This window comes from Rhodococcus sp. NPDC127527 (assembly GCF_042672245.1).
Taxonomy (GTDB): domain Bacteria; phylum Actinomycetota; class Actinomycetes; order Mycobacteriales; family Mycobacteriaceae; genus Rhodococcus_G.
In genome coordinates this window covers 63,344-82,042 of the sequence record NZ_JBHXVP010000012.1, presented here as the reverse complement: position 1 = coordinate 82,042, position 18,699 = coordinate 63,344, and the positions used below count along the sequence as shown (strand labels likewise).

Sequence of the window (18,699 nt, the reverse complement as noted above, 5' to 3'; positions counted from 1 at the left end):
CCGATGTTGGGTCGAGCCCGACCGTGCCTGACGCCGGTGGCCCACGACACGGGGCCACCGGCTCGACGGTGGAAGGTCAGACGTTCTGGTCGGCCTGCTCGAGGATCAGGTACTGCGCGGAGATCTGCTGGTCCACGTCCTTCTTGTCGTCCAGACCGGAGGCCTCGCCGACGTAGCGGCCGTTGACCACCGTGCAGTAGATCTCGGTGCCGCGCACCGTGTCCTTGGTGACGCACTTCGCGTCCGGCAGCCCCTGCGGGGACGGCGCCGCGGCGAAGCCCTGCGCGGCGAGATCTTTCGCGAACTCGTCGGCGATCGTGCGGGCACCGGCGCCGTCCGAGGCCCGGTAGACGGTGGTCTTGGCCACGGCGCTGTGGTCGGCCCCGGTCTCGGTGAGGACCCGGTAGGTCAGCGGCGGGTTCGTCGACCTGTGCGACATGCCGCGCGGGCCGTACACGGCCATGTCGTCGCCGAGCTTCGCCTGCTTGTCCTTCTCGGGGACCGCGTAGATCAGGATCTTGTCCTGGTCTACCTTCGGGAACTCGGCGGACTTGCCGCCGTTCTGCTCCTTGGTCGGCTGCGCCGGGAACTTGTCGATCAGCGGGCCCTGCAGGCTGACGGCCTTCGCGACCGCCTTCGCGGTCCAGTCCTTCTGGCCGACCGGCGCCTGCGCCCAGGTGTAGAGCAGGTAGTCGCCGTGCGGGGTCAGTGCGTTCACCGAAATGGTCCGGCCCGCACTGGAGTTCGTCTCGCGGGTCGAGACGAGGGTGTTCGGCAGCACGTCGACGGTCTGGGCGGTCGCGATCCCGGCGCCGTCGTCGACGGTGGTGAGCTCGGTCTGGATCGCGCGGGCGACCTTGGCGGCGATCTCCGGGTTGCCGAACCGCAGCACCGCGTTGACCACCGACCGGGACGGGTCGGTGACGTTCGGGGTGTTCGTGGCGGCGGTGGAGACGTAGCCGTAGAGCATCTGGTTCTCGTGGGCGATGTCGCCGGCCCTGCCGCTGATGACGACACCGAGGTTCTTGCCGCTGCGCATCACCATCGTCGGCATCTTCCCCGCGGTCAGCTCGGGGTCGATCTCGAACGGCGCGACGGTGAACTCGGCGAGTCGCTGCCCCTCGACCTCGATGATGTTCTCGGTGGTGGCGACTCCGAATTCGGGGGCCGGGCTGGTCGGGTAGCTGCCGGTGTCCAGTGCGGCGGCGTCGACGGTCGGGGCGGCGGCGCCGCCGGACCCGGCCTTCGGCTCGCTGTCGGTGCCGCCGCAGCCGGCGACCAGCACGCCCGCGCACAGCACGGCCGCGGCCCGCGGAATCCATTTCCTCGACATCGCATTCGTCGGCATCACATTCGTCCCACGCACTTCGGTGGTCCTTTCGTCGCTCCCGCGCCGCGCTCGGGCCGTCGGGATGGTGTCGGGGGTTGGATGCCCGGCGCGGCGGGCAAGGTTCCCGACCGAGGCGATCGTGTCGCGGCTCACACGCCGCGCGCGAGCAGTCCGTACGTGTGGATCAGCGGGACCAGGGCCGCGTCCTCCGCGGCGGTCATGGTCGACAGCTGCTGCGCCTGCGCCCAGGACAGCTTGCGGTGCGCCTCGGCCCGGACCTGATCTGCGGTGGCGTCCGGCGGGAGCCCGAGTCTGCCTGCGTCGGTGGGGTGTTCGATCAGTCGACGCAGTTCGTCGGTCACCGGCGAGGCCGGGTCGGCGTCGAGCATCGCCCCGAGGTGTTCGAACAGGACCACGGTGCGCAGCGCGGGGTCCGCCCGCAGGGCGGCGGCGATGTCGCGGATCCGGTCGCGGGCGGGATGGGTGTAGGCGAGCTGGTCCAGTTCCCGCACGATCCGGCCGGCCCGGTGCACCGCGGCGAACGCACCGAGATGCCGACCGAGGACGCGCCGCAACTGCGGGACACCGGATTTCGCGACGAGCCAGTCGTTGAGCGCGGCCGCACCCCGGCCCGCGATCGCACGACCGTGGATCATCCCGTACTCGCCGAGCAGGTCGAGCAGCCGGTCGCGGACGTGCGGCTCGGCCGGGTCGTCGGAGTCGAGCAGGTCGATCAGGTCCAGCGGCGACATCGCCCCGAGGTCCGCGAGGGCGCGGGCATCGGCCTCGGTCAGCGCGCCGGTGTGCGAGGTCTCGGCCAGCAGCCCGGCGATCGGCAGCACCGTCATCACGGTGCCGCGCAGCCGCTGCGCGAGGGTGACCGCGTGCTCGGCGGCGTGCTCGAGCGGATCCCGGTTGCCGAGCGCACCCTCCCCGAACCCGTCCGCGCGCGAGAGCACCCCGAGCGTCGTGAGCGGCGTGAAGCCGAGCTGCCGCAGGAAATCGACCTCGTCGGCGCGCGGGGTGGAGTCGAACAGGAACACCGCCGCGTCGGCGTCGACGGACGCGGTGCGGGTCTGCTCGAACCCGTCGATCAGCGCGCGGCGGGTTCGGGCCTCGTTCTCGGCGGTCAGGGTCGCCAGTCCGGGCGTGTCGACGAGGGTGTGGTCGCGGATGGCGGCCGACGGCAGCCACCGGTGCAGGTACGCGATCTCGTCGGCGGGCACCGGCAGTGCGGCGATCTGCCCGCGGACGGTGTCGACCGGGTTGCGGGTGCCGTCGAGCAGCACCGCCTCGACCCGGGCCGGCGCGCCGTCCTGGTAGACGGAGACGACGCTGGTGGCCTCGAGCGCCGCGGTCTCCGCGACCGCGGCCCCGACCAGCGCGTTGACCAGGGTGGACTTGCCCGCCTTCAGGCGCCCGACGACCACGATCCGCGGCGGCGACCACAGGATCGCGCCGATCCGGTTGGCCTCCGCGGCGAGTTCGGGCCCGAGGGCGGCGAGCGCGTGCAGGGCCCGGTCCAGGCTGGCGCGGACCGGATCGATCGGCGGAGCGGTCACCGCGCACCGCCGTCGTCGGCGCCGGTGAGTTCCGCGATCAGCGCCTCGGCCCGGGCGATGTTGTTCACGACGACCTTCCGGTTGCCCTCGAGGCGGGAGAGCTTCTTCTCGCGCGTCGCCTTGTCGGTGCGGGCGAGGTCCTCGGCCTCCTTGATCTGCTTCTGCAGATGCTCGATCGAGGTCTTGAGGTGGTCGCGGTACCGGATGACGATCTCCGGGCGGGCCAGCGCGAGTGCGGATTCGAGCATCCGCGCGGTGGTGGTCTTGGTGGTGGCGGTCGTCTCCCGCATCCAGGACAGCAGGTTCGTCTTGCCGGCCCGCATCGCCCGGAACCCGAGGTTGAATCCGACCCACGCGACGCCGACCACGGCGCCGACACCGACGACCGTGGTCACTCCGATCAGGCCGCCGAGCATCGACGAGCCCATCACGCCCATCGTGAGCATCGACGGGTCCAGCAGGCCCTGGCGTTTCCCGGCGACGCGGTGCGTCTCGAGGGAGCGGTTGGCCAGGGCGGCGGTGACCTGGTGCTGAATCTCGTTCCACACCAATTCCGAATCGAATCGGGGCGCCACGATGGTGCCGTGCAACCGGTCCAGGAACACGGTGATCGACGCCGCCATCGCGCCCTGGAAGTCGCTCTCCATCTCGGCGGTGAAGTGCTGCGGGTTCTTCCGCAGCACCGCCATTCCGCTCTTGTTGATCCGGGTCGTCCACTTGTCCCGGATCGCGTCCAGCCGGCGGTCGAGTTCGTCGGTCGCGTCCTGCCGGATCAGGGTCAGGTCCCGCTGCAGGTACTGCTCCCACTGCTGGGAGTGGTCCTTGAGGTCCTGCAGTTCCGCGAGTTGCTCGGTCAGGCCCGGGATGACCTGGTCGCCTCGGGTGAGGGCGTCGATCTGTGCGCCCATGTCGGCGTCAAGGGACCGCAGTCCCCCGACCACCGTCCGCAGCCCGTTCGCCGCCGGAAGGTCCTCCGCCGCCGCCAGTTTCGCGTGGATGGTGGAGCGCAGACCGGCGATGCCGGCCCGCTGCTCGGCGCGGTCCCGCTCGGGTCCGGGCGGCGACTCCGCGGCGAGCAGCGCCCGCAGGCTCGACACCGCGAGCACCGGCACGTCCCGACCGAGGTGTTCGCGCAGCAGCGCCCGGTTCTCCGCGACGATCGGCTTCCAGCGCCGGACGTTCTTGTCGGTCTTGGTGACCACGACGACCAGCGCCTCGACGCCGGCACCGGCGTCCCGGACGAACGCCATCTCCGGCGCCGTGATCGGGCTGCCGGCGTCACACACCATCACCAGCACGCACGCCCGCGCCGCGGACGCCGTCGCCAGCGCCGCGTAGCCGGGGTCCAGTCCGCCCACGCCGGGGGTGTCGACCACCGTGACGTCCCCGAGGCGACTGCCCGCGACCGGGACGATCGCCCGGGTCGGCAGCTCGTCGATCCGGGCGTCGGTGACGCGGCGGCCCTCGCAGGTCACCCAGTCCGCGAGGTCCGCGTGCGGGATCCGTTCGCTGCGGCCGGGGAAGAGCAGGTGCGCGGTGCCGTCGGGGTACTCGCCGGACGCCTCCCCGACCGCGAGGGTCGTCGAGGTGGTCACGTCGACCCCGACGGGGCTGGCGTCCCGCCTGCCGACGAGGGCGTTGATCAGGGAACTCTTGCCACGCCCCACCTCGCCGACGACCACGACGGATCGGACCTGGTCCGCGCCGGACGCCCGCTGCTCGGCGAGGTCGCTGAGATCGTCGTGACCGAACGGGCGCAGGATCTTTCCGGTGATCGACGCGAGCAGGGCGTCGGCCCGTTGACGCGGGGGTGTCGCCGTCCGGCGATCGTGCTCTCCGGACCCGTCCACGCATCTCCTTCCGTGCCACCTGCCGTCGGTACCGTCCGTACCCTAGGGCATGTCTCCGCCGCCCGGTGTCGGCCCCGGCGGGCGTCTGCCGCACCGACCTCGAACACTCCGCCGAATTGTGATGCGCGCCACTGAGATTCTTTCGACTCCGATCGGGGCGGCGGTGCACGGCCCGGGCGGCGTCGTGCAATGATGCCGCCCGGCCGTCCCGACCGTGGGACGGCGACGAGGCGCAGGGGGCACGATGGGCGGGACGCTGGTGTTGACGATCGACTTCGCGGACGGGTCGGTGTCCGCGGGCCTGCTCGACACCGGAACGGGTCTCGCGCAGCGGCTTTCGCTGGGCGAGCCGGACGCCCGGTCGCGGCCGGAGCTGGTCGTGCCCGCCGCCACCTCGGCCGCCGCCGTCGCGTCGGCGCAGCTGGCCGGGATCATCGCCGGACCGGACGCGCTGGTGTTGACGCATCCCGCGGACTGGACCCGTGGTCAGGTCGGCGGGTTGCGCGACGCCGCGACGGCCGCCGGATACCAGCCGAACCAGGTCACCGTGCGGCCCGCCGGCCGGGGCTGACCAGGGTCGTCGACACCACCGGGAACCTTTCGCCGGTGCCCGCGATCCAACTGGGAGACGACACGAACGTCCCAGCTCCGCTGCGGACACAGGAAGGACCGAACCGATGAACCAGTGCGCCCGGGCAGCCGGCGACGAGAAGGGAATCCGCTGATGTCCGCCCGAGAATGGGTGCTCGGTATCGACTTCGGTACCTCCAACACCGCGGCCGCGCACACCGGCCCGGTGTCCGGGTCCGTGGAAGCTCTGCAGCTGAGCCACAACCGCACCACGATGTCGTCGTCGGTGTTCGTCGAGTCGCCGGACCGCATCGCGGTCGGGGACGTCGCCGCCGACCGGGCCGAGTCCAACCCCGCCGCGTTCATGCCCTCCCCGAAGCGTGTGGTCGCGCAGGGCGTGGTGAACGTCAACGGGTACGACCTGCCGGCGTCGGTGCCGGTCGCGGCGGTGCTCGAGTCGGTGATGGCCCGTGCGGTCGGCGCGCACGGCGGGTCCGCGCCGTCGGAGCTGGTGCTCACCCACCCGGAGGCGTGGTCGCCGCGGGAGATCCAGGTGCTCCTCGACGCCGCGGGGCGGCTCGGGCTCGACGCGTCGAAGATCCGCACGGTGTCCGAACCGCGCGCCGCCGCGCACTACTACTCGCGCGCGAACACCCTCGCCCCGGGAACGAAGATAGCGGTGTTCGACTTCGGCGGCGGCACCCTCGACATCGCCGTGCTCGAGGCCAACGACGCGGGCACCTTCGACGTCGTCGCCGCCCGCGGCGACAACGGGCTCGGCGGCAAGAACTTCGACGCGTTCGTCCGTCGCTGGGTGGACCAGCAGCTCGAGGCCCGCGACCCGGACCTGCTCGACTACCTGCGTCGTGAGGCGCCGATGGACGTCCGGTACGCCCTCGACGACTCCATCCGCCGCGCCAAGGAGCTGCTGTCGGAGGCCCCGTCCGCGACGATCACCGTCACCGGCGGCGACGGCCGCGGCAGCGGCAGCGAACGGTTCCAGATCACCCGCGAGGAGTTCGAGGAACTGATCGCCCCAGCCCTGGACAGGGCGGTCCACCTCACCCGGGCGACCCTGGCCGACGCCCGGGTCACCGACCCGAGCCAGCTCGAGGCGCTGTACCTGACCGGCGGCTCCTCGCGGATCCCGATCGTGCACGATCGGCTCGCCGAGCTCGGCCCGATCGCGACCCTCGACGACCCGAAGACCGTCGTGGCGCAGGGCGCGATCGCGGCCGCCGCGCCGATCGTCCGCGGTCTCGGCGGTCCGCCGCCCGGTGCCGCGCCGGTGACCCCCGCGCCCGCCCCTCAGCCGTACGCCCCGCCCGTACCACCGCAGTCGACGCCGGCGACCCAGTCGTACGATCCGCCCACGCAACAGTTTTCGGCCCTTCCCCCCGAGGTGCCGGCGGGCGGGTCGGGCACCGCGGGTCGCGGGAAGACGTGGGCGCTGGTCGCCGCGGCCGTCGCGGTGGTGGCCGTCGGTGTCGGGGTCGGCGTGTACGCGCTCGGCGGCGAGGACGCCCCGGCCGAGCCGGCCCCGGCGCTGGTCGCGGGCGGATCGTCCGGTGCCGCCGCGGATTCCGGTGCGGCCGCGGGTTCCGGCGGTGACGGTGCGGGCGGCGCGACCGCGCCTGCGTCGAAGGAGGCGGTGATCGCCGGACTGCCGGCGGCGCTGCGCACCGAGGTGGAGAACTGCAAGACGTCCGGGGAGACCGAGAACGGTGGCCTGCAGTTGCAGTGCGTGATCCGCAAGGGCAGCGCGTTGACCGCGGGCATCACCACCGGCGACTACCAGTCGATCATCGTCTCGGTCGACGTCAAGGACGCGAAGAAGCGGGTGCTCGGGATCCGGCAGGGATTCCAGAACAACTCCGCCGTCGCCACCAACGAGACGGTCGAGGACACCGGCAGGGTGGCGGCCGCGCACATCGACGGCCCGGGCTACAACAACACCTTCAAGATCTGGTACGCCAACTCGTCGACCGGCGTGATGGCGTCGTACGGCGGCGCCCAGGGCCTCGACGGCGCCAAGACCTTCCTGGCCCGCTCGGGGCTCATGAACTGATCGCGGACGCATGACGAGGGGCTGCCGAACCACCGTGTTCGGCAGCCCCTTTCGCGTGTCGGCCGGGGCCGCGAGGATTCCTCGAAACCGTCGGGAACCTTTCCGGTGTCCCACCGCATCCAACTCTCGACAACGCACACGAGAGCGAGCGAGGACGACACGATGAGCAACCCCGACGCATACACCGACGCCGACCTCGCCGAGTACGAGGCCGAGCTCACCGACATCGCGGCCGATCCGAACCTGAGCCCCGACGAGAAGCTGGACGCGATCGAGGACGCCGTCAGCGCGGAGATCGACGAGATCATGGGCGCCGCCCCCACCTCCACGCCGTCGTCCACCACGAACACCGCGTCCACCGACACCGAATCCGCTGACACCGCAGACACCGCACCCGAGGAGACCACCGTGACCGAACCGACCGCCACCGTCGAGGACCTCAACAGCGTCGGCGCCGACGCGCCCGCGGGATCCGATGTGGTCGGCGACCCCGCGACCGCGTCCTACGGCACCGCCACCCCTGACGCAGTCGCGGAGCCCGTCTCCGAACCTGCCGCCGCCACCACCCAGCCGGCATCGACCCCGACCGGCCTGGAGGGCAACGTCGACTACTACTCCCCCCGCGACGTCGACCGGGACGGCAACGTCGACGTCATCCACGCCCGCGTCGACGGCGTCGACACCATCGCCCACGTCGACGACGAGGGCAACGTCACCCTCGTCGAGCAGGACACCGATCACAACGGCACCTACGAGACGGCCACCGCTGTCCGCGCCGACGGCACCGTCCGGATCGCCGAGGACACGGACGACGACGGCGACGTCGACCTGGTGACCTACCACGCCCCGGCCACCGGTCAGCCGGTCCGTCAGGACGAGATCGACGGCGCCCGAATCACCGCCAGCCAGTTCGACACCGACGGCGACGGCCGACCGGACGTGCACCTGGTCGACAGCAACGGCGACGGCCGCTTCGACACCGTGGCCGTCGACACCGACGGCGACGGCGTCGTCAACGCGACCCTCATCGACACCGACGGCGACGGCAAGTTCGACCTGGTCACCTCCGACAACGACAACGACGGCAGCCAGGAGTCGTACCTCACCTCCGGCGAGAACGGGGTCGGATCGCTCGGCGACATCAGCACCTACGAATCGCTGATCCCCGCCGACGACAGCTACCACACCCAGGCCGGCGCCGACACCTACGAGCCGCCGGTCGTCGACGAGCTGCCCGCCGACCTGGCCTGACCGACCTCCCCGGAAGGATCGACGATGGACGACTTCGACGACGGCGCGGGCGACGCGTGGTCCGGTGCCGACGTGGCCGTCGCGGAGGCGCCCGCGGTGGACGAGGCCGCGCCGGAGCCGATCCCGCCCGCCGACCCGCAGCCCGCGATCGCGGCGGAGCCGGACGAGGTGGACGGGGTGGACGGGGTGTCGGTGGGCGCCGCCGGTGACGTGGCGGCGTCCGTCGACGAGGGTCCCGACCTCACCGACGACGGTGCGGTGCACGGCAACCCGGTCGCATGGACGCTGGACTGGTTCTACCAGCAGTTCGACGGGTACTGCGGGCCGTCGGTGGTGGCGCAGGTCGTCGCCCAGTACACCGGGGCGACGATCACCGACCCGCAGCAGCTGGTGGACCGCGCCGTCGAGCTCGGGCTGATGGACGACCCGAGCGCGGGGATGACCCTGCCCGCCGTGGCGGCGTTGCTCGAGGATCAGGGGGTGCCGTGCACCCGCACCGACGGTTCCCTCGACGACCTGCGCGGCCGACTCGACGCCGGGTACGGGGTGATCGCGATGGTCGACTCCGGGGAGATCTGGACACCGGAGGACGAGGCCGACGAGGACGACTCCCCCGATCACGTCCTGGTCGTCGCCGGTATCGACGACGCCCGCGGGGTGGTGATCCTGTCGGATCCCGGTGTGCCGTACGGCAATCAGCTCGAGGTCCCGATCGAACAGTTCGAGGCGGCCTGGGCCGACTCGGGCTTCCAGATGGTCGTGACCGACGCCCCCGACGACGCGCTGCTCGCCCCGGCGGAGACGCCGGGTGAGCGTCGGTCGGCGATCATCGCGCTGTGATCGCGGGATTCGGGAGCGGAGGACGCACAATGGTGACGGTGGTGCCGACGCGCGGCGTCGGCGGTGACGGATACGAGGGAGTCGACGAGGTGACCGATGAACGATGACGAGTCGCTCTTCGCGGAGTCGGGGGCGGGCGCGCTGCCGCCGCTGCCCGCAGACGTGTGGGAGCGGGCCCTGTCGGTCGCGCTCGACCCGGACACGCCGGCGGTCGACGCGGATCTCGTGCCCGAGATGGACGACGATCCGATCGTTCCCGACGACGACATCGTTCCCGACGACGACATCGTCCTCGTCGACGACGAGTTATCGGCCGACGAGCACCTGCTGCCCGGCGACCACACCGCGGACCACCCGGTCGACCACGACGAGCCCCTGCGACTCGACGACGACGCCGACCCGGGACTCGGCGACCTCGGAGGCGCCACGGACGTCGGGGTGCACGACCCCGGGCCGGACCTCCACCACGACGCCGTCGACCCCTTTCCTGGCGACGACCTGCTGTGACCGGCGCCCCGGACCCCACGGTGACGTGCCGTGCGCGGGCTGGGGGTAGCATCCCCCACGGCCGTGTGGGGGTTGGGTGAAAACGCAAGGAGCGTGGGGGAAGTCGATGGACGACGCGGAACTGTTGGCCGCGTGCCGTGGGGGTGACCAGCACGCGTTCGCCGAGCTCGTGGGGCGGTACCGCACCAACGCCTGGCATGTGTGCCTGCAGATCACCGGCAACGCCCACGACGCCGAGGACGCGCTGCAGGACGCGTTGACCGCGGCGTGGCAGAACCTGCACCGGTTCCGCGGCGAGGCCCGCTTCAACACGTGGCTGCACCGCATCGCGACGAACGCCGCCCTCAAGGTGGTCCGCCGCCGCAAGCTCACCACCAGCCTCGACGACACCGACGACGACTCCCCCGGCATCGACCTCACCGACCACGGCAGCGGTTTCGACGAGCAGGTCGTGACCTCCGACGCCGTCCAGCACGCACTCCGTCAACTCCCCGAGGACTTCCGAGTCGCCATCGTCCTCGCCGAGTACGCCGACCTGCCCTACGCCGACATCGCCGAGCACCAGCAGGTCAGCGTCGCCACCGTGAAGACGCGAATCCATCGGGCGCGCAAGCAGTTGGCGCAGTCGCTGGCTCAAGTGCACTGACGATCGCCGGGCGGAGCGGGCGAGCCGGTCACCTCATGCCTGCGGCGCCGGGCCGACTCCATGCGACAGTTCAGCGATGCGGCGGGTGAGCACGGCGATGGCCTCGTCGCGCCAATCGAGATCGCGAAGTTGCGCGCGCACGGCATCGTTCAGGCCGGCCGCGAGGTCCTCCCCCGTCGCGAGGGTGCGGAGTTGCTGATGGTTGAGCGCACCGCCGTCGACTCCGTCCGGTAGTTCCAGCGTCCACCATCCGCTGTGCCGCAAGGCCACCCACGGATCGGCAGGATTCGGTGCGGAGTCGGCGACCGCGAACGGCGCGAGCAAGTCGGCGAGTTCGGCGCGGACCTTGGACAGCGGAACCGGGCCACACTGCGAGTCGGGGCCATCGACCGCCCACCGTAGTACCACGAACTTGTATGCCGCACTCTTGCTCCCACGGGTGAACACCTTGGTGTTCTCCAGATCCCACAGCAGTCCGCCCCGTGCATGTTTGCCGCCGTGGTCGACGACGAACCCAAAGCCGCGGAGGCAGTCAGCCACGGTCGCAAGCCCTCCCGAGAACTCTGAGCTGTCGACGAACCGGCCGGTGGCATACCCGTGGGCGACACCGACGATCGCCTTCGAGTCGTAGAAGCGGCCCTCGTATACCAGGCGGAAGTTGCGTGCCTCGGCGAATCCTCTCCGCCGCAGGAACTCCGACTGGCCCAGGTTGTCGAACTCGGAGATGGCCTGCAGCACGGCGGAACGGGTCACGGAGGCGAGATTCACCGAGGACGTCACGATGCGAACTCTAACCGCCCCATGGGATGCCGTTGGCAGGCACTCACGCGCTGCTGCGACTCTGAAGTAATGGGCATGTGTCTAGGACTGGACGATTGCAGTGTGTCAACCGCACGTTCCCTGCCTCGTACCGCAAGACCTGACCGTCGTGCCGTTGGAGGAGCTGGGTGTCACGGCGCAGGGCATCCAACGTGGCCGCATGCGGACGGAGTTGCGGGACCTCGCCGCGGGGCGAACGGTCACTCGCATCCGGAAATTGTGCCTCAGGGCCGAGTTACCCGTCATGTGAAGCACACGCCCCACCGTCATCCGTTGGGCTGACGACAACGGCGTGTCGCCTGCCTGCTTGAGCCCGATACGCGTGAGTTCAGCAATCACCGATTCAGAGGCCGCCAAGGAAATTGGTCGGACTATTGTGACGACTGGCGCTGGTGGACATGGGCTGGCGCGAAGGCCAACCGGACTCTCGCTGCCCGGGCTCAGGGCCTCATCCCCGCCCGGCAGCGCATCGGAGCGGAATCCATCCGCCTGCACAGCGATCTGTAGGTCGAAGACATTCGAAACGGACTGGCCGCCCTCCGAAGCGACGGCCGGGACCGCCCGACGCCCGCCATCGACAAGAAGGCTCTCCAGGGCCTGAAGTTCTCGGCTGCGCTTCCCGAAGCGCTGGCGCGTCGCTCGCTGGCCGCACGGTCGGTCAACGTTCCGGGGGCCGAGACCGTGATCCGGGCCCAGGCACGGATCGTCAGCGTTTCGACGTCCTAGAACTGCTCGCCACGAAGTGACCGTGACGATGGACTGTCGGCCGTCTCCGATACTCTGCTGAACGCGGCCCGACGGACTTCCGCTGTGATTCACAGCCACGGACATGCCCCCACCCGCACGACTGGATTCGTGCTGCCCGGGGGACCCCACTGTGACCTTGCTTCGTACGTCGGCGAAACGCGTCGCCGGCATCGCTCACTCTGATTCGCTGGTCGAGCAACTTCTGGAGCAGATGCTGTTCACTACCGGACGCCGACCGAGCGAAGCTGAGCAGAAGTCGTGGGGCCGGAGCCTCCCCGTCTTCGCTCGAGATCTCGTCGATGCGGGCCTCGGCGACGTCGAGATGCTCATCGAATACCACCTGCCGTTGACGTCTCAGCGTGCCGACGTGGTGCTCGCCGGGGTCCACCCCAACACCGGCGCCCCGTCGTACGTGGTGGTCGAGCTCAAACAGTGGTCATCGGCCTACCGTTTCGAGGGCAGCCAAGAGCTCGTCGAGGTTCCCGGCATGCCCGGCGGACCGAAGCTGCACCCCGTTGCCCAGGTCAAGGGGTACTGCGACTACCTCGCTGACTTCGCGAGAGCGATCGAGAATCAACCGGATGCGCTGGCAGGCATGGCATACCTGCACAACGCCACGGATCCATCCATGGTGTCCGACCTTCGTGGCTTCCCGACCAGTGTCACCGGTCGGCTGTTCACGGGCGCCGACCGTGCGGACATGTTCGCGTTCCTTCAGGCGCGGCTGTCCTGCGACTCCGCCGGCCACGCGGCCGGGGACACCCTGATGCGGTCCGCGGTTGCGCCGTCCCAGCAGCTGCTCAAAGTTGCCGCGGCGGAGGTCCGGGACCGTCCCCAGTTCCACCTGCTCGGGAACCAGCAGCTGGCAGTCGACCTCGTCTTGCATTCGGTCGAGCAGGCACGATCTTCCGACAGCAAGCGGATCGTGGTCGTCACCGGAGGCCCGGGCAGCGGCAAGAGCGTCATCGCCCTGTCCCTCGTCGGCGAGCTCGCCCGCAGAGGCCGAACCGTGCTGCACGCCACCGGCTCCCGCTCCTTCACGCAGACGCTCCGCAAGGTCGCCGGTTACCGAGCGCCGCGGGTGCAGAAGATGTTCAAGTACTTCAACCAATTCATGACGGCGGAACGCAACGGTCTCGACGTCCTGGTGCTGGACGAGGCCCATCGCATCCGCGAGACCTCCGTCGACCGCTACACCAAGGCCGAGCTCCGCACCGACCGGCCGCAGATCGACGAGCTGATCGCCGCCGCGCGCGTGCCGGTGTTCCTGCTCGACGAACATCAAATCGTGCGCCCCGGCGAGATGGGCTCGCTCGAGCAGCTCCAGCAGCACGCCCAGTCCCTCGGACTCGACGTCCAGCACGTGCATCTCGGCGAACAGTTCCGGTGCGGAGGCAGCGAAGAGTACGTGCTCTGGGTCAAGCGCCTCCTCGGCCTCGAAGAAGGCGGACCGGTGCCGTGGAAGGGCGATCCTCAGTTCGACGTCCGCGTCGCCGACACCCCGCAGGAACTCGAACACGTACTGAGCCAACAGATCGACCGCGGCTACGGCGCGCGCATCACCGCCGGCTACTGCTGGCCGTGGAGCGATGCCCGCAAAGACGGCACGCTCGTCCCCGACGTCGTTATCGACGACTGGGCACGTCCGTGGAACAGCAAGAGCGACAGGCGTATCGGCGATGCTCCCCCGGCACCGCTATGGGCCACCGAGGACGGCGGCTTCGACCAGGTCGGCTGTGTCTACACCGCGCAGGGCTTCGAGTACGACTGGAATGGCGTCATCCTCGGCCCCGACTTGGTGTGGCGCGACGGCCGCTTCACCACGGTCCGCGGCGCCAACCGAGATCCCGACTTCAAGAACTCGAAGAAGATCAGCGACGCCCGCTTCGACAAGCTGGTCCGCAACGTCTACAAGGTCCTGTTGACCCGAGGCATGGTCGGCACCCTCATCTACTCGACGGACAAGCAGACAAGGGATGTGCTCCGCGCATTGATCGACGAATCCCGCTGATCGATTAGCGGGACCGACCAACACACCAAACGAGCACAGCCCGACAGGCTTCCGCGACAGGACACGCCTCCACCCGGTGCGATACCGGATAGGCGCATGGGCGTTGACAAGTTGGATTGTCAAGATTGGCGAAGACACCCCACAACATTGGGACTTCGCGCGAGACGACAGACTATGGGACGTTCGGGGGCCCGGATTCTTCACCAGAATCGAACCCGGCGACGACATCTATTTCTGGCTCTCGAAGACCGGTTTTGTGTCGTGGGTGCGGGCGACATCATCGCTGTACCCGATCGGCCCCCATTCCCGGCCTGCTCGCTGGGTGGACAACCACCTCGGTCATTACACGCATCGCTTCGAGATCGAAGTAGTCAGCGAAGATGTTCCCCACCTCGCGGCATGGGAAGAGCTCCGAACAGCCGGAGGCAAGAAGTATGCGGCGCAGTCTCCAGCGAACGAGATTGTCGAGCCGAATGCCGAGGTGTTCTTGCGTGCGCAGTTCGGCGAACAGACGGACGTCGCCTTCGTCGACGTTCCAGTGTCGTACACGCCCGGTGTCGACATGCGGGAACGTGCCGAACGCCAGATCACGTTGCGGCGAGGTCAGGCACGATTCCGGAACCGCCTGATCGAAGCCTACGGCGGGCTGTGCGCCGTCACCGGATCGACGGTCACATCGGTTCTCGAAGCCGCGCACATCGACCGTTACTACGGCGACCACACCAACCACGTCACCAACGGGCTGCTCCCGCGGTCCGATATCCACACACTGTTCGACCTCAGGCACCTAACCGTCTCCGGCGCACTGACTGTCCTACTCGCCCCTGGCTCTTGGACAGCGAATACAAACTATTGCACGGGAAGGGACTCCAACTACCGCACGATCCAAGCAGTCACCCAGACCTCGATGCACTCACGCGTCACCGACAGTCCTGTGAGTGGACATAGGGCCATCGCGACGACGGTCATGGAAGCAGTCGATGGCAAGAGGTATGGCCAACGCCGTACTCGGCTACCCCACCGCCTGGAACTTCTTGTAGCTGATCTCGAGCAGGCCCGGATCGGGACGCTCCGCTCGTGCTTTCGGCACCGTCATCAGCTTCTGCCCGTGCCGCTCCTTGAGCCCGTACTCGAGCATCGGCCCGTCGATCTCCTCGAGCATGTCCGCCCTGATCTCGACCACAAGATCCGGAGTGACACCGAGGATGTGTGCGTCGTAGGCGGCATGGTGGATCTTGCACATCGCCAGACCGTTGGTCACCGACGCGATCCCGGCCTCTTCCGAGTCCGCAACTATGTGCGCAGCGTCGAGGAGCTCTCCGTGAGCCAAAGCGCAGACTGCGCACCGGGTCCCGTATGCGCGCATGACGGTTGCCCGGAAAACGGGTTGGTGCAGCCGGCGCTTCGTCTCCGCGATCACGTAGCGTCGGAGCTGCGATTCGGCCGGGGAGTCGGGACGGTGCAGGTCACGCGCCACGTCCGTCGCGACTACGAACTGATGCTTGTCGGGTTCCTCGGCAACGATGTACACGGGAAAGATCGGCTGAAATCGGCTGGGCCCGACCCCGTAGAACCAGATCAGCGGCACTCCCTGTTCCATCGCGGCGCGCAAGCCGCGGTTGTCCATGTGGTCGGGGTCCGTGCCGGACCACTTGTAGCGCAGGAAGCCGTCCGCACCGACCTCGTCTTCGTAGGGACGCTCCGCGCCGGCAGGGCGGTACGTCGTGCTGATCGACAGTGCGGATGTCAGCTGACGCGGCTTGCGGATTCCGCGCGTCGGATCCATCAGTCGGAACATGCCAGCGTCGATGGTGAAATCCAGCAGCTCCTGCCTGTTGATGGAGTCGATTCCGTCGTTTGTACGCACGGTCAGCCAAGCCATTGCTTCGCGCCGCAGTCGGGTGTCGAAATCGTCTGCCCCACTGCCGTTCGACATCGCCGCCACTCGCACTCCTCACGCTCACCACTCGACAAATGGCAGGCTATCCGAAGCCGTCCGGCGAACAATCCGCCGAGTCACCTCAACAAACCACGGTCATCCATATCCCATCGGGCGACCGATATCGCCGGGAACCGAGCCCACTACTCGTTGAATGCGAGAAGATCCTTACCTGTCGATGCTCGCGATATCGGTGTATCCAACCGACGAGCACTGGGCTGACAAGCCCGTTCCGGCCGTGTCGACCGACAGCACCACCCTCCCGGGATTCACGCCTCCGTTGTCACCGGTCAATCACCCGCCCGACAACCCCCTGTCACTCCCCCGCGCTACCGTGGACCCGCACACATCCCCGCGCAGGACAGAGGACCCGATGACCGACCACGACACCACCGACGACCAGCCGCTTCGGATCGACGGCGCCCTCGCCGTGGTCACCGACGAGCGCGACCAGCTGCACTCGCTGTGCGTGCGCACTCTCGCCGAGCTGCTCGGCTCCGAGCCGGACACCGACGAGGACGGCGACATCGCGATCCCCGTGCACGGCTTCGCCGTCTACGTGACGGTCGCCGACGACGGACCGCAGCTGCACGTGTGGTCCTCCATTCTCACCGGCATCAGCGACCGCGCGCAGGCCACCACCCAGCTGGTCGAGCTGTCGGAGGAGTGGCCGCGGCTGCGCTTCACGCTCAGCGAGGAGCACCTGCTGGTCTCCACCCTCCTCGACGCGGACCCGTTCGCGCCGCAGCACCTGCTCAACCTGATCGACGAGGTGCACGACCTCACCCACGACCTCGACGACGACTTCGCGGCCCGCTTCGGCGGCAGCCTCGACTGCGACGCCGACGACGACAGCTACGCCGGCGAGTGCGGTGGCGGCGGCTGCGGCGACGACTGCGCCTGCGGGCACGACGCCGAGCCGGCCGACGGCGACCTCGGCATCACCGCCAAGTAACCCCAGGTAACAGGACCAGGCCGGGTCGCCCCAATACGAGGCGGCCCGGCCTTGTTGCAACGCAGGTCAATTCACCACTCCGGCAGCCACTGGCGTGACACGCCCGTCATACGTGTCACCAAGCTGTCGGTGCGGCCTGGCATCCTTCCCCTCATGCACCTGAGTGACGAGGGTTTCGAGCCGCCCGAGGCGTGCGTGCAGTGGTGCCGCACCCGGTCTTACCCTCTGCACGTCCTCGACGACGGCGCCCAGGTCGACCTGGACTGGTGGAACGGGCACCTCGCACAGGCCCGGCACGAGATTCGGCTGCGCGGACGCGATCTCGACGGACGCATCGTCACCGAGGGCATCGCGGTGGTGCAGCGCAACGACCTTCGCCGCGGCAGCGACCTCGTCGACTCGGACGACGACAGCCTGGGGCTGTTGTTCCTCTGCGCCGCCTGGCAGGGCGCGCACCCTCACCGCCGCTTCAAGCGCCGCTTCCCCGACGTGGTCAACCCGCACGCCCGCGTCGGGGAGGACCCGCTGGCCCGGATCCGGGCCGTCCTGAAGCACTGCGCGCGCGAGCGCTCCCTCCCGAACGCCGCGAGTGGATCGTGGTCCGGCTGGCCCGAGACGCCGGGCGTCGGGGTGTCGCTGCTGGCGTCGTACCTGTGGGCGGTGGAGGCGGGCACGTCGAGCGGCCGGGCCCAGCTGATCGACCAGTACGGCGTCTCCACCCTGATCCACGAGGGCTGGCTCGAGGATCCGTCGGTCAGCGGCTTCACCCTCCGCCGCTACGACCGGTACGTCACCCTGCTGGGCGACTGGGCGGCGCAGGCGAACACCCGCCCCGAACTGATCGAGATGTGGCTCGTGCAGCGGTGGAGCGCGCGACTGCGCGAGGCCCGGCAGGGGGCGCTGGCGGAGCCCACGCTGTTCTGACGCGGGGGCAGGGTAACTTTGCGGCGGGGGTCGGGGACGGTCATCGCGATCGCGCCACCGAACAGGACGTCGGCACCGTGGTCAACGCGGCACGAATGCGCCTTCTCTCCCCGCGACGTTGCCGACCCGTACTCCCGAGGTGCCCCCAGTTGAACCGATCGACCCAAGAAATCTTCGACCGCGCCGCGGAGTTCGCCCAGCGGTTCGAGAGTGACGTTCCGGCCGACTGGAGCGAGCTGATCGAGGCCGACGACCTGCCCGACACCACCGCGGCCAACGAGGCCGACGAGGCCAAGGCCGACAACGCCGACAACGCCGACCAGGCGGCCGACACCACCGACGCCACGGACGCGGATGCGGACGCACAGGCCGACGCCGTCGCCGACGGCCAGGCCGAGCCAGAGCCCGAATCCGAGTCCGAGTCCGAGTCCGAGCCAGAATCACCGCCCGAGACCGAGGCAGAGGTAGAGCCCGAGGCAGAGGTAGAGCCCGAGGACCTGGAGCCCACGCCGCTCGCCGTGCTCCGCGCCGCCGCGCGCGCCCACGCCCAGGCCGAGAAGGACCTCGCGGCCAGCCTCGCCGCGGCGCGGGACGCCGGCCACTCGTGGAGCGCGATCGTCGCCGAACTCGGCACCTCCGCCGAGTCGCTCCGGCAACTGCGCGCGACCGCGTCGAACTGA

General features: G+C 69.5%; 15 protein-coding genes and 1 pseudogene. 11 read left to right on the top strand and 5 right to left on the bottom strand.

The features are described from left to right. Positions 1–76 precede the first annotated feature (76 nt). From ACFVH2_RS19235 to ACFVH2_RS19225, 3 genes are all read right to left on the bottom strand, one after another. Complete coding sequence (locus tag ACFVH2_RS19235) at positions 77–1,366, bottom strand: hypothetical protein (protein ID WP_378427235.1); 1,290 nt, start codon at positions 1,364–1,366, stop codon at positions 77–79. 113 nt (positions 1,367–1,479) lie between these two features. Next, complete coding sequence (locus ACFVH2_RS19230) at positions 1,480–2,892, bottom strand: GTPase (RefSeq protein ID WP_378427236.1); 1,413 nt, start codon at positions 2,890–2,892, stop codon at positions 1,480–1,482. After that, positions 2,889–4,742 carry a dynamin family protein gene (locus ACFVH2_RS19225; protein ID WP_378427238.1) on the bottom strand — a complete coding sequence of 618 codons (1,854 nt, stop codon included), beginning with the start codon at positions 4,740–4,742 and terminating at the stop codon, positions 2,889–2,891. The genes ACFVH2_RS19230 and ACFVH2_RS19225 overlap by 4 nt, the downstream gene beginning before the upstream one ends. A gap of 244 nt (positions 4,743–4,986) precedes the next feature. On the opposite strand from ACFVH2_RS19225, the gene ACFVH2_RS19220 reads away from it, so the two are divergent. The 6 genes from ACFVH2_RS19220 to ACFVH2_RS19195 all read left to right on the top strand — a co-directional run bounded on the left by ACFVH2_RS19220 (position 4,987) and on the right by ACFVH2_RS19195 (position 10,624). Continuing rightward, the gene (locus ACFVH2_RS19220; protein ID WP_378427240.1) at positions 4,987–5,313 is read left to right on the top strand and encodes a hypothetical protein; all 327 of its coding nucleotides are present in this window, start codon (positions 4,987–4,989) and stop codon (positions 5,311–5,313) included. A 153-nt stretch (positions 5,314–5,466) separates the two neighbouring features. Next, positions 5,467–7,380: an Hsp70 family protein gene (locus ACFVH2_RS19215; protein ID WP_378427242.1), complete on the top strand. Its 1,914-nt coding sequence runs from the start codon at positions 5,467–5,469 to the stop codon at positions 7,378–7,380. A gap of 162 nt (positions 7,381–7,542) precedes the next feature. After that, entirely contained in the window at positions 7,543–8,631 is a 1,089-nt protein-coding gene (locus ACFVH2_RS19210) for an FG-GAP repeat domain-containing protein (RefSeq protein ID WP_378427244.1), read from the top strand. 24 nt (positions 8,632–8,655) lie between these two features. Further along, positions 8,656–9,471 carry a C39 family peptidase gene (locus ACFVH2_RS19205; protein ID WP_378427245.1) on the top strand — a complete coding sequence of 272 codons (816 nt, stop codon included), beginning with the start codon at positions 8,656–8,658 and terminating at the stop codon, positions 9,469–9,471. Between the two features lie 96 nt (positions 9,472–9,567). Further along, a complete protein-coding gene (locus ACFVH2_RS19200; protein WP_378427247.1) occupies positions 9,568–9,978 on the top strand; it encodes a hypothetical protein in 411 nt (136 codons plus the stop codon). Between the two features lie 106 nt (positions 9,979–10,084). Continuing rightward, positions 10,085–10,624 carry an RNA polymerase sigma factor gene (locus tag ACFVH2_RS19195; protein ID WP_378427249.1) on the top strand — a complete coding sequence of 180 codons (540 nt, stop codon included), beginning with the start codon at positions 10,085–10,087 and terminating at the stop codon, positions 10,622–10,624. 33 nt (positions 10,625–10,657) lie between these two features. On the opposite strand, the gene ACFVH2_RS19190 is transcribed toward ACFVH2_RS19195, so the two are convergent. Beyond that, positions 10,658–11,404: a hypothetical protein gene (locus ACFVH2_RS19190; protein WP_378427251.1), complete on the bottom strand. Its 747-nt coding sequence runs from the start codon at positions 11,402–11,404 to the stop codon at positions 10,658–10,660. Between the two features lie 916 nt (positions 11,405–12,320). On the opposite strand from ACFVH2_RS19190, the gene ACFVH2_RS19185 reads away from it, so the two are divergent. After that, a complete protein-coding gene (locus ACFVH2_RS19185; protein ID WP_378427253.1) occupies positions 12,321–14,201 on the top strand; it encodes a DNA/RNA helicase domain-containing protein in 1,881 nt (626 codons plus the stop codon). 562 nt (positions 14,202–14,763) lie between these two features. Continuing rightward, a pseudogene (locus ACFVH2_RS19180) lies at positions 14,764–14,937 on the top strand (HNH endonuclease); the annotation flags it as partial. 276 nt (positions 14,938–15,213) lie between these two features. On the opposite strand, the gene ACFVH2_RS19175 reads toward ACFVH2_RS19180, so the two are convergent. Beyond that, positions 15,214–16,137: an HNH endonuclease gene (locus ACFVH2_RS19175; protein WP_378427277.1), complete on the bottom strand. Its 924-nt coding sequence runs from the start codon at positions 16,135–16,137 to the stop codon at positions 15,214–15,216. A 376-nt stretch (positions 16,138–16,513) separates the two neighbouring features. On the opposite strand from ACFVH2_RS19175, the gene ACFVH2_RS19170 reads away from it, so the two are divergent. From ACFVH2_RS19170 to ACFVH2_RS19160, 3 genes are all read left to right on the top strand, one after another. Continuing rightward, on the top strand, positions 16,514–17,095 hold the full coding sequence (locus ACFVH2_RS19170; protein ID WP_378427255.1) for a hypothetical protein: 582 nt from the start codon (positions 16,514–16,516) through the stop codon (positions 17,093–17,095). Positions 17,096–17,248: 153 nt separating this feature from the next. After that, positions 17,249–18,019 carry a hypothetical protein gene (locus tag ACFVH2_RS19165; RefSeq protein WP_378427257.1) on the top strand — a complete coding sequence of 257 codons (771 nt, stop codon included), beginning with the start codon at positions 17,249–17,251 and terminating at the stop codon, positions 18,017–18,019. A 149-nt stretch (positions 18,020–18,168) separates the two neighbouring features. Next, on the top strand, positions 18,169–18,699 hold the full coding sequence (locus tag ACFVH2_RS19160) for a hypothetical protein (RefSeq protein WP_378427259.1): 531 nt from the start codon (positions 18,169–18,171) through the stop codon (positions 18,697–18,699).